Origin of the sequence: Citrobacter amalonaticus Y19 (assembly GCF_000981805.1) — a bacterium.
In the GTDB taxonomy this organism is placed as follows: domain Bacteria; phylum Pseudomonadota; class Gammaproteobacteria; order Enterobacterales; family Enterobacteriaceae; genus Citrobacter_A; species Citrobacter_A amalonaticus_C.
On the sequence record NZ_CP011132.1, the window covers coordinates 2,207,869 to 2,219,737 of the forward strand.

General features: G+C 44.7%; 12 protein-coding genes and 1 pseudogene. 12 read left to right on the forward strand and 1 reads right to left on the reverse strand.

The genetic code is table 11. The annotated features are described in order from the left end of the window. Positions 1 to 3 precede the first annotated feature (3 nt). From F384_RS30345 to F384_RS10105, 5 genes and pseudogenes are all read left to right on the forward strand, one after another. On the forward strand, positions 4 to 192 hold the full coding sequence (locus F384_RS30345) for a hypothetical protein (RefSeq protein WP_046481345.1): 189 nt from the start codon (positions 4 to 6) through the stop codon (positions 190 to 192). A 100-nt stretch (positions 193 to 292) separates the two neighbouring features. Continuing rightward, positions 293 to 1,205 (forward strand): annotated as a pseudogene (locus F384_RS28725) (hypothetical protein). 153 nt (positions 1,206 to 1,358) lie between these two features. Further along, positions 1,359 to 1,553 (forward strand): AlpA family transcriptional regulator, encoded by a 195-nt coding sequence (locus tag F384_RS10095; RefSeq protein ID WP_039359985.1) that lies wholly within the window; start codon positions 1,359 to 1,361, stop codon positions 1,551 to 1,553. 16 nt (positions 1,554 to 1,569) lie between these two features. Continuing rightward, the gene (locus F384_RS10100; protein ID WP_046481347.1) at positions 1,570 to 2,154 is read left to right on the forward strand and encodes a DUF2857 domain-containing protein; all 585 of its coding nucleotides are present in this window, start codon (positions 1,570 to 1,572) and stop codon (positions 2,152 to 2,154) included. Further along, on the forward strand, positions 2,144 to 2,353 hold the full coding sequence (locus tag F384_RS10105; RefSeq protein ID WP_046481348.1) for a TraR/DksA family transcriptional regulator: 210 nt from the start codon (positions 2,144 to 2,146) through the stop codon (positions 2,351 to 2,353). Before F384_RS10100 ends, F384_RS10105 begins: the two co-directional genes overlap by 11 nt. Before the next feature lie 333 nt (positions 2,354 to 2,686). Here F384_RS10105 and F384_RS10110 read toward each other — a convergent pair whose 3' ends face one another. Then, a complete protein-coding gene (locus tag F384_RS10110) occupies positions 2,687 to 5,194 on the reverse strand; it encodes a DEAD/DEAH box helicase family protein (protein WP_226991640.1) in 2,508 nt (835 codons plus the stop codon). Between the two features lie 588 nt (positions 5,195 to 5,782). Here F384_RS10110 and F384_RS10115 point away from each other — a divergent pair. The 7 genes from F384_RS10115 to F384_RS10145 all read left to right on the forward strand — a co-directional run bounded on the left by F384_RS10115 (position 5,783) and on the right by F384_RS10145 (position 11,811). Then, on the forward strand, positions 5,783 to 6,004 hold the full coding sequence (locus F384_RS10115; protein WP_046481350.1) for a hypothetical protein: 222 nt from the start codon (positions 5,783 to 5,785) through the stop codon (positions 6,002 to 6,004). An 80-nt stretch (positions 6,005 to 6,084) separates the two neighbouring features. Further along, positions 6,085 to 6,750, forward strand: coding sequence for a lytic transglycosylase domain-containing protein (locus F384_RS10120; RefSeq protein WP_046481351.1), 666 nt, complete (start codon positions 6,085 to 6,087; stop codon positions 6,748 to 6,750). Beyond that, positions 6,747 to 7,028, forward strand: a complete 282-nt coding sequence (locus tag F384_RS10125) for a TrbC/VirB2 family protein (protein ID WP_155403989.1) — start codon at positions 6,747 to 6,749, stop codon at positions 7,026 to 7,028. The genes F384_RS10120 and F384_RS10125 overlap by 4 nt, the downstream gene beginning before the upstream one ends. An 8-nt stretch (positions 7,029 to 7,036) precedes the next feature. Further along, positions 7,037 to 9,784 carry a VirB3 family type IV secretion system protein gene (locus tag F384_RS10130; RefSeq protein WP_046481353.1) on the forward strand — a complete coding sequence of 916 codons (2,748 nt, stop codon included), beginning with the start codon at positions 7,037 to 7,039 and terminating at the stop codon, positions 9,782 to 9,784. A 23-nt stretch (positions 9,785 to 9,807) separates the two neighbouring features. Then, positions 9,808 to 10,524 (forward strand): type IV secretion system protein, encoded by a 717-nt coding sequence (locus tag F384_RS10135; RefSeq protein WP_046481354.1) that lies wholly within the window; start codon positions 9,808 to 9,810, stop codon positions 10,522 to 10,524. Positions 10,525 to 10,534: 10 nt separating this feature from the next. Next, on the forward strand, positions 10,535 to 10,759 hold the full coding sequence (locus F384_RS10140) for an EexN family lipoprotein (RefSeq protein WP_046481355.1): 225 nt from the start codon (positions 10,535 to 10,537) through the stop codon (positions 10,757 to 10,759). Positions 10,760 to 10,770: 11 nt separating this feature from the next. Continuing rightward, on the forward strand, positions 10,771 to 11,811 hold the full coding sequence (locus F384_RS10145; protein ID WP_046481356.1) for a type IV secretion system protein: 1,041 nt from the start codon (positions 10,771 to 10,773) through the stop codon (positions 11,809 to 11,811). Positions 11,812 to 11,869: the final 58 nt, after the last annotated feature.

An 11,869-nucleotide genomic window follows, 5' to 3' on the forward strand; every position in this document is an offset into this window, starting at 1 on the left:
CAAATGAATTTAAAACTGACGATGAAAGCGGCTCTAGTAACTCGAGCCCAAACCAGAATTAGTTTTAGCATTTGCGAAGAACTAGCCGCGAATTTTGAGTACTGGATTAGCTTAATCTGGTATTTATTCTTCTTTTTTCCTACAGCCAGACATGGTCCGGAAACGCAGTCTGAGGCGCTAATCATTCAATAAAATTCAGACATCATAACGTTGTATGATCCCGCACCCTGAAAAAATCACTGAACAATTTCGTGCTTTTTTTGAAAAGCCCAATAAAATGATGGGGTTTACCATGTCAAAAAAACAAACACTTCCAAGTACAAACTCTAATTCTCCTGACTGGATGACTATAAGCGAAGCAGCTGAAATGACAAATAAAAAAGGGCTGGGAATTAAAAAAAAATGACATTTACAGACATGCATTACATGGTAGCATTCGTCTTTCCATTTACTTTCAATCGCCAATAGCATTACGAAAAATCCAAAGATCAGACAACAAAGTAAAGCTTAGGGAATCAGAACCTTCATTAATTAATCGATTATGTTTTTTTGATAAAACAACCTTCATTAACGAATGTAATTTTATTGTTAGCACTAACGGTGCATATATAATACCCACGCAGAGAATTCTTGACACCCAATTATTGGGATATGAACATGTTCTAATACAGAAATTACTTGCCTATTCTCTTAGAATCCCTCTACCGGTAACAGGAGCCATAGAATTTAATCATGGCATAACAGTAATCTTACAGGGTGAAATATTTCAACTATTCGAAAGGGTAACATGGAAGAAAAGGATAAAACAACAAATCATGAAACTTCCTAAGAGTATTGCACAAGATGTACACAAAGAAATATTCTCTCAGAGAATAAACTGTTACTTGGAAAAAGAGTATTTTCCTGCTCATGTTCTACCCCGTGATGCCTGTTTTGTCATTAGAAAATCTGAACTTGATAAATTAATTAACATCGTAACCAATAACAAAATGGACCCATTATCTTCAACACGAATATCGACACCGCTATCTCGACTTTTCTGGCTTGCCTGTAAAAACAATGAGTCTATCAGACCATTAATCAGGCAACCTTATAAGCTTCTGTCCATCTTTGAACAGTGGGCATCAGCCGAAGGCATGACCGACCGATTCAGCGGCGATACCTTAAAAACAGCGCTTGAACGTGGTTCACCTACGTCCATTTAGGTCCCCAATTAAAATGATGTTACACGCTCCAATCTGAAAACCCGTATTAAGGATTGTGGTGTCCGTAATACGGGCTCTTCTACTTTCACTCCTTCCCTCACTGTGTTTTTTTGTCATCTCCGGGGATATCCCATTTCTGCACTGGAGGTATTTATGACATCTCATCAGTTATTACGTCTGAAGCAAGTAGAAGTAAAAACCGGTCTGAAACGCTCACAAATCTACCTGTACATGAAAGAAGGCACCTTTCCCTCTTCAATAAAGATTGGGCCAGCCAGCGTCGCCTGGCTGGAATCCGAAATTGATGAATGGATTAACTTCAAATTAGCTAACCGTTTAACGCGCTGAAGGGGGATTGAAAATTATGTTTCCCTCACTAAACTATGCGGTATTAACAAACGCCCTAGCCGCGCTCAAGGAAGGCAATTTTCGTTATTGTGAAACGTTAGGATTCACATTCGACGAATTGAATGCCCTCAATCAACTATCCCTCGACGAACTGTTTATCGTCAGTCGGGCATCGGCACAGTTTATGTCGATCACTGTCCGTCACGACGTTCTACAACAGATCCTGACGCTATCCCACCAGGAAGCGCAGCGCCAGCAGCAGATAAATCGCGCCGTCAGATTGGGAGGGTCTATTGCACTCCTGAATCACTTTTTTGGCCTCACCTCGAATGAGGTCTGCACTCGCCGCCGCTTGCTGGGTGTCACCATCCCTTATGGCCGAACGCCTATCCCAGATGAAGCCATTGATGCAGAAATTTGGCTGTCATGGAAAAAGAACCGCTCTGAAAACCTTGATACACCTGACGCACTAGAAGCCATGATGCAGGTCACTGAATCGTTGTCCTCTAGAGAAAAAGGGCCTTCCCTGACCACAGTGTGGAACCGTATCACTCTTTGTGAGAAAGAAACACTGAACAGGAGGACATCGCATGCCAGATGAGATCGATCGCGATCAGGAATTTAATGAGCAACGCCTGGAGGAGATGATTGAACAGAACCGTTTCAAGCCAGGAACATCGCCCTCATTACATTACTGCCGTTTGTGCGGTGAACTCATTCCCGAGAAGCGGAGAGAAACCCTGCCGGGCGTGACAACCTGTACGGAATGCCAAACCATACTTGAGCGTCGTCAACGCTGATAATATGCAAGGATACGCGCAGAGAGACGCTCTTCTTTGCGCGTTCTTCATTATACGAGCAAACACCATCCGTATTATAAGTAGTGAAATGTTGAACAGAAAACCATCACTATTATTGTTACTTATCCAGCTTGTTCCAGACTTGCTCTGGAAAATCTCTATGTTAGAACACGATTAAATCGGATAACCAGCAACGAGCGAGAGTCGGATTAATTTCCCTTGATCTACCTAAAGAATATTATTCTGCCATCAAGAGACTAAATAACAGAATCCATCTATAATAAACCAATTTTATACATATCAGGAAGGTGTTACCCTTCCTGATAAAAACACTTAACTTTTGTTGAAGTTTTCCAAGTAATTATGAACTAATTCTTTCATGCGAACTTTAGATGCCATCAATAATTGAGAGGCTAAATTGGGCAACTCCTCTTTTTGAAGTTGACTTTGACTAATTTCCTTAATTATTTTGGAAGCATCAGTTCTTAATTCTTTTATCTTTGCCATTGTAAGTACAAAACTATCCGTGGCATAAGCATTATGAGTTGCCTTATCATCATGCTGAACTGAAACGCGTAATATATTATATTCCCTTCCATAATTAGCTATGAACCATAGCTCAGCGATCAAAAGTTGGCCATGTTCTTTTTTATTTAGAGGATTCCTCTCCTTTTTTCCACTTTTCGCTTCGATAAGATAGGCAGTTTTATCATGAGTAATCCACATGACATCCGGACCATCACCATTATTATCGAATCTTTCTGAGCTAAAACCCAAATATTTTCCTAGATTGCACAAAGACTCTTCAAATTGATTGGAAGAGGCATTCTCATGTAAAAAAGAGGTATTACTTTCGAACTCTCTATATACACCCAGCCTTGCCCTATATCCGTCAAATAAGGAGGATATAGATTTACTTTGCTCATCTGGAATATTCATTTTTATATAAGGCGGTTTTACTTGAGGTCTCTGCAAGTGAATATTGCACGCAAAAGCCTCTTTTTGTAAATCAGCGGATAACTCTTCCTGCCCCCAATGATGAGATATTTTCGCAGCTAACTGCAATAACCATCCCTTAGATTTTTGGTCAACTATTTTGTTACTTGTAAACTCCCTTATTCTGGCAATTGCTTTTTCTGAGTGACCATTCAACCATAATTCTAAAGATTTCCTCTCGGTCAATGAGTATTCTAAATCTGAATTATTTGTATGATTTTTACCGACACTTTCAGCTAAAGTTTCTGCATGATATTCGACCCATTCCTCGTCACGATTCAGACTTTTTCTCATCGTTTCCGCTAATTCTTTTGCTGATGATATTTCTTTACTGACAGTATTCCCCATATCTATCTGCGCACGAGTTGCATTTGTCAAAAGACTAAAGTTACTTTCTCGCGCGATCCATGACGACAATGCTTTACCTGCCATAATAATAATACAATAATCGCCGCTACCTCTTGCCCCTCTACCGATACCTTGCTCGATTCTTTGGGCAAGCAATTGATTAATAGCAGCACCTCCAGCTAAAGCCATAGCCCTGTAATTGTCGTAATCAGAGGTACCTTTAGGTAACTCATCCATTACAACTAGTCGACATGCTTCTCCTGGCAAATCAATACCATCATATCTATTAATTAATGTTAAAGGTCTATCACTGGTTCCATTGATTAATTCTTTGATAAATGTATCAACTTCACCATTGTTCTTGGGTATCTTTGATACATCTCTCCATTTCTCAGCCTGAAGAGTTGAAGGTGTCAATATTAAAACCCTTTTCTTATTCTCTGAAAGCCAGATTACAAGTTTTTTAATTGTATCATCAATATTAAATTGAAATGGCATTAGCTCAGGGATTAATATCATCCTTTCGCTAATTCCAGCCAGTGAATTTGATTTTAATTGGTTGCTTAAGGAATTAATTGATATATTAAAAGTTCTAACTAACTCGCTATCATCTGCTATAGTTGCAGACATGTATATTCTGCGTTGTGCATTTTGGAATGAAGGGAAAAGATGAATTAAAGGTAAAACAGGGGTAATAGTAAACCCTTTCTTCGTTAAGATAGCATGACAGTATGAAAGATAATCGCTTATAAGTGGCCAAGACATTGAGTCTCCAGTCAAACTTCGCACTATTTGCCTTACTTCCTCTTTTCTCAGATTCCAAGCCCAATATGGGATTTCTAATATACTATTACTCTCACCTGACATTATAGAGTCAAATGTTCCCTCTTTTTCAAGAGCAACAAAATCTGCTCTAAACAAAGAGCTTATTTCTTCAAAAACGATCCTATTTTTTTTTGATAAAACTTCAAAAGTAAAACACTCTCTTACAACAGAGAACGATGAATGGGCATCGTCTAATATTATAGTACCTGTTTCAATTAATTCTTTCCCATCTCCCAGAACTCCAAACTTACTTCTTCCATTGAATAAAGCACTGTATGTTGCGACCATTATAGCTTTGCTGTTTATAAAATCTTCATGCAATGCTGTTCCAGGAACATAACTTACAGTTTGTATTCCTATATCCTTCGCTTTTTCTCTAGTTTGAGATACAAGGTTTTTGTTAGGGGCAAGATACAATACGGGGCCTTTCTTCTCATTCAAAGAAGACTGAGCCATTAGGAGACCGACTAAGGTTTTACCTCCACCAGTGTGGAGTTTAAATATTATATCCTTTTGATTTCTAATATTAAACCAATTTTCAAGCACATCAGATTGGCTTGAGTAAAGATCGTTCATACCTGCTGGTTTAGGAAGTCTTCTGAAAATCTCTAACGGTTCTATAGGTGCGGGTTTTCTTTGGTTATCTCTTAACTTTCCGAAATCAACCATCATATGCTCCTTATATAGATAAATATATACAGTTATGACAACGTTTTATTATAACTACTAAAATGAAAAGCAAGTATTTTTATCTGCCCACCTCCGAATATAAAAATTTAAAGTCAGTGGTTATCTTCCCATATGAAATAGCGATTTCATAATTATGCGGGATACCTGCACTCCGTATACTGATGTGAATCTCAAAGCTGATAGTATCGTTAGGTCTCTTCTGAAAAATTTTGCCATTCATATCAGGTATGAACCAAAACTGTAAAAGTACCAACTAGAGGCAAGCTAACATAACAATCAATTCTAATTATTATCACGCTATTCATTTTCTCTCTCATTTCAATTTTGATTTGATCATTTCCCGCCTGTCGCTGATATCGCATGCTAATCACGCCACCTTCCACTGGCGAGCTTTAGGGACGTTTATTCGTCCGGGGCGGGTATTGCTCTTTAACAATATAAGTCGGGCTGTCACACAACCACAATTCAGGGTGCCGCTGAATGTTCTCGCTAACCCGTTGAAACCGGAATGCAGAATCGGGATGTGATCGATTGAGTTATTCACCATGACTTTTTATTGAAGGAAATAGCATGAGAAAACCCACCTATCACGTATTTGTTACTCAGGAAAGCCAACCCGATGCCAGCAGAGAGAAAAACACGTACTGGACAAAGGTCGGCGTGGCGTTCGCTCATAACGGCAAACCCGGATTGAATATCGTACTGACACCCGGTATTGCTGTCTCCGGTAAGCTGGTACTCCTTGAACCGAAAGACGATAGCGAGATGCCGCAAACACCTCAGCACGATTAACCCACAACCCTCGCGCACCTTTTCCCCTGCCACCGACAGTCTGATAGCTACGCGTGGCTCGATTTTTTACCGAGGCAACCATGCTTTCCCCCACTGTTTTTCTGGCGGCAGCCATGCAGTGTGCCGCCACGATTCCCCCCTCCACCGCGTTTGATGTAGCTAAAGTGGAATCCAGCTTTAATCCTTACGCTGTCGCTGAGATTGTACCAAAGAAGGAGAGAATACCCGGCAGTGCAGGTGTCATCTCTCATCAGCCCACCAGCATGCAAACTGCCGTCAACATCATCGAGCAGGTGGCAGCAAAAGGTCGCCGTTATTCGGTCGGGCTGATGCAAATCACCAGTACCAACTTCCGGCATTACGGCGTGACGGCCCATGACTTGTTAGACCCCTGCACTAATCTGTCTATTTTTGAGCGAATACTCACCGACTGCTACCAACGAGGTGGCACGCTGAAAAGAGCGCTCAGTTGTTACTATTCTGGCAATTTCAATACAGGTCAGCAGCCAGAACCCGCCTTAAATCAAACCAGTTATATCCAGCGTATTGGCTATACGGTCCCGTATACGCGGGAAGACCTCAAGCGCAGTACCACCAGCCAATCCACTCCAGATATCCATTATCCAGCCACCATCCTGCGCGGTGAACTTACCGATAAAACCACACCTGTTGTGACCTCCTTGCGCTATCCCGACGCCATCCTTCGCGGCGATGTATCCCTACCTGTAATTAATGAGGAGCAATGACGATGCAAAAACGTAAACACTGGCCTGCGTTTTCTTCACTGTTGATATCAACCCAAACGCTGGCAGCCGGGAGTGGGTTTAACAAAGCCAACGATACGCTGAGTAAAACCTCCACCGGCTTGCTCGGGCTGGCCGCCGTTACGATCACACTGGCAACCATGTGGGTGGGTTACAAGGTGCTGTTTGACGGTAAAAGTCTGCATGACATGCGCAACGTCATTATCGGAGCCATCCTGATCGTCGGTGCATCGGGCTTTGGTGCCTACTGGGCATCCTAGGGGAAGCGATGACTACCCTGAACAAAGCACTGACCCGCCCTGCCGCCATTATGGGTATCCCTCTTGTCCCGTTCGTGATCGTCAGCGGGGCTATCGTCCTGCTGTCGGTTTACACCAGCTATTACCTTTCACTGTTACTGATCCCTGCCTGGCTGGAAATGAAAGCAAAGGCTCGAACGGATATTCATTATTTCGGACTGCTGTGGCTGGCCTTTAAAACCCGTGGGCGATTTGCCACGGATCGCCATTTCGGTGCAAGTGCCATGCTGGCAAGCCACTATGACGCCGTCGATGTTTCGGAGTTTACCGCTAAGATGAAATTAAACGAGCGCATCACGCTGGATAAATATATTCCCTACTCCTCCCATATTCACCCTCACATCATAAGAAATCGCGCCGGTGATTTAGTCGCTACCTGGGAATTGGGTGGCACTGTGTTTGAATGTGAGGACGAACATCATCTGACATTGCTGGCAAGCCACCTCAACAACCTGATCCGCTCGTATGAAGGGCTACCAATCACCTTCTATATCCACCGCATACGGGAGAAATATCAGGATGGCTTTGAGGCCAGTTCGGGCATTCCCTTTTCGGATGACGTCACGGAACGCTATTACCAGCCAATAAAAGAGAAACCGCTCTGGCGACATCGGCTGTTTTTCACCGTCTGTTACGCCCCTTTCTCCACGCTGGAGAAAAAAATCATGAAGACACAGCCTGTCGGAAAAAGGAAAGCGGCGCTGGATGATGCACTGAAAAGGATGCTTGAACACCATGAGGCAATCAACACAGCCCTGTCCCGTTACATGGTAACGCCATTGGGTCTTTATGAGGAAAAAAGCCGGGTTTACTCTTCACAACTGGCTTTCTATCATCGGCTGATTACGGGCAAATGGCAGAACGTGGCGGTAACACGAGCACCGTTTTATCACGCACTCAGTACGCCGGATGTGTTCTTTACCACAGATACCGCCGAATGTCAGACGGTCGGCGGTTCCCGCTTCTTCCGCAGTCTGGAAATTAAAGATTACTCACCAGAAACCTATACCGGCCTGCTGGATGCGCTGCTGTATGCCGAAAGCGAGTATGTCCTGACGCAATCTTTCACCTGTATGGCACGAGATGAAGCGCAAAATCATATCCGACTGGCAGAAAAACGGCTGAACTCAACCGATGATGACGCCATTTCACAGCGAGAGGAATTGATCGTCTTACGCGACCTGCTCCAGTCCGGGCATGTGTCTTGCGGCAAGTATCACTTCTCGCTGCTGGTCTCGTCCGCCAGCGCCGATCAGGTAGTCAAGGAGACCAATGCGCTGGCTCAGCCTTTTAACGATCTCGGCATAATGACATCCCTGTCTACCATGTCGTTACCTGCCGCTTATCTGGCTCAACTTCCCGGCGTGTATACGTTACGCCCCCGTCTGGTGGTGGTCAGTAGCCAGAATTACGTGGATATGGGGAGTCTGCATAACTTTCATCCCCACAAACGTCACGGCAATCCGTGGGGTGAGGCTATTGCTATCCTAAAATCCCCCGGTGGTGGCGGTTACTATCTGAATCTGCATGACAGTCAGGCAGGACGGAATGACTTCAATGAGAAAACGCCGGGGAATACCGCCATCATCGGTAAAACAGGTTCAGGAAAGACCCTGCTGATGACGATGATGAAACAGTTGATGCAGAAGTACCGTAATCCGGCGACATTTTCCGCCTCTGCCACTCTCAAACGGCTGACCACCGTTTACTTTGATAAAGACAGAGCAGCAGAGATGTCTATCCGCCAGATGGGCGGTCGCTACTTCCGTATCCGGACCGGTATTCCTACCGGATTCAACCCGTTTTCACTTGCGCCAACTCGACGAAATATCAGCTTTATCAAGCGACTGATCCGGATGCTGTGTCGTCGTGACGGTAAGCCACTCGATCCCCGCGATGAAGAGCGCATCAGCACAGCTGTGGATACCATTATGCTGGACTACCCGCCGGAATACCGCCGTTATGGTATTACCCGGCTGTTAGAAGTCTTGCCAGAGCCACCGACCAAAGAGGCCCGGACTAACGGCTTACGAATCCGACTGAAACAGTGGGCGCAGGGCGGTGAATTCGGCTGGGTGTTCGATAACGAGAAGGACACATTCAATATCAGTAATATTGATAACTTTGGTATCGATGGTACGGAATTCCTGGATGACGACGACATACGCGGGCCGATCACCTTTTACCTGCTATACCGCGTCACCAGCCTGCTGGATGGTCGCCGACTGGTGATGTTCATGGATGAGTACTGGAAATGGCTGGCTGATGTCGAGTTTTCTAAATTCTCCCTCAATATGCTCAAGGTGATCCGCAAGCTGAACGGCATTTTTATCCCCGCCACCCAGTCGCCCGATGAAATCGTCAGGCATCCTATCGCTCCGGCGATTATTGAGCAGTGCAGTACCCAGATTTTTCTCGCCAATCCCAAGGCCAGCCATACGGATTACGTGGAGAAAATGAAAGTCCCGGAAAGCGTTTACGACATGGTTCGTAACCTTGATCCGAGCGAGCACTATTTGGTCGTCCTGAAAACACCACTGCGTACTGGTGAAACTCGCCCGTTTGTCGCCATGGCAAGAATGGATTTATCGGGTCTCGGAAACATCACAAAAATCCTGAGCGGCAGTGAAGACAACCTGAAAATATTTGATGCCATTTATCAGGAAGGTATGTCACCCACCGACTGGAAAGAAACGTTCCTTAACCAGGCTATCTGATATTCACCTCGGAGGTTATCACCATGCAAACCAGAAAGATGTTTCTGGCGTTATCGCTATTGATGTCTACACCAGCGATAAGCGCCGGTATCCCGGTATTTGATGCCGCCAGTAATACCGAGTCGATTAACCAATGGATACAGAAACTCCAGCAATGGCAGGAAACGGTCACGCACTATAAAAGTGAGCTTGATGCCTATAAGCAGCAATTAGCGACCGCAACAGGCATAAGGGATATTCAGGGATTTCTCCGCGAGGCAAAATCCCTGAAAAACGATATCGAACATCTGCGCAAAAATGGTATTTCACTGGATGACCTGCTGACCAACCCAAGCGGTTATTACTCTGCAGACCTTCAGCGCCTATATAGCAAATATCAATCGTTTGATATTTGTAATCAGTTCAGTTCATCGCAACGGTATCTGGAAAGTTGCAAACAGCTTGTCCTCAATCAGGCGGTATCGATTGAGAATACCAGTGAAGTCCAAAACCGGATTAATAGCACATTAAACGATATATCAGACTTATCCGACCGCATAGCCAACGCCAAAGACTCGAAAGAGTCACAGGACCTAGCTAACGCAGTGGCAGCCAAAAGCGTACAATTGAACGCATTAACCAGCCATTGGGAAATGTCAGTCAAGCAGGCTGAACAGCGCGCCGCGCTGTTGACTCAACAACGGCAAAAAGCATTCAATGAACAACAACTCACTTCTCCAATTCCTGACTTTAATCATTGAGAGGGTAATAATGAAAATGTTATTTTGCATTTTCCCGATTATTTTAGGCTCATTATTTCTGGCGGGGTGTGACAACCCGAAATCAACGCAGTGGTACAAAGAACATCCGGATGAACTGAGTCAACGATATAAAGCGTGTGAATTATACGGCGATGACTCCCAGGATTGCAAAAATGCACGAGAGGCGCGATTTGAATTCCGTCAGGAAAATGCCAAGGTTCCCGATTTGAATTAAAGGGGTCATCTATGTCAGGTGGTATGTTTGTTGGAATGAACAATACAATCACTGACGGTTTGCATGCCGTACTGCGGGGGCAAACCTCCGTGTACGGCGATATGGTAAGTGTTATCGCCGTCAGCTCCTTCACGTTATTTGTCACGTATCGGGGTTATCAAACCCTGGCTGGAAAACTCCAAACACCAGTAGAAGATGTCATATGGGATGTCGGGCGAATGCTATTAATCATGACATTCGTTTTAAATCTCGATGGCTGGCTGGATTTAGCCATTTCGGCCATTAACGGATTAACTGACGGCGTCAGCGGGGATGACAATGTCTGGGTGTTACTGGATACCGTCTGGGCGAAAGCGCAAACGATAGGACAAAAGCTTTATCAGCAGGATGACTCCACCTATGTAAAGCTCAACGGCGGTATTGCCCAACTTCTGGTCTGGGGAGGCGCAATCGTCACCCTGCTATTTGGTTCGGCGGTTAACCTGTTAGCCGGAATTATCATTGTATTAATGACTACCACCGCACCGCTATTTATTTTCTGCCTTCTGTATGGATTCCTTATTCCGATGTTTAACAACTGGCTGAAAATTATCTTCACGGTGATCCTGACGATTATGTTTTCCGCGTTATCTATCAGGATTGTCATCAACTATCTTAATGGGCTATTAGATAAAGCGGTTAATTTTGCAGATAGCGCCAATATCATCACACTGGGTGTTCAGTGCTGCGTTGCGGGTGTTATTTCAGGCATCATTATCTGGTTTTCAGCAAAAATTGCGAACGCATTAGGAGGCGTCGCCGTTCAGGCCGCACTACAGGGTGCCGCTATGGGCGGTCTACGTGGGCTGGCGAAACCGTCTTCTGACGCAGCGAAACCCGCCATGAAGGCCTGTGCGGCGGGTGCCCGGTTAGCGGCAAAAGGCAGCACCAGCGCCGCTAATGCCGCAGGTACACTTATCGCCACAGGCACCAGCAAAGCCCTCTCCGCATGGCAAAAACGTGCGGCGTCTATCGATAGCATGAAGCGTTTCAACCAACAGCGTAACCGCTAATCCCCTTCTAACGCAGTCTCTCCACCCCGCGCCGTGGCAACCGCCATCGGTATGGCAT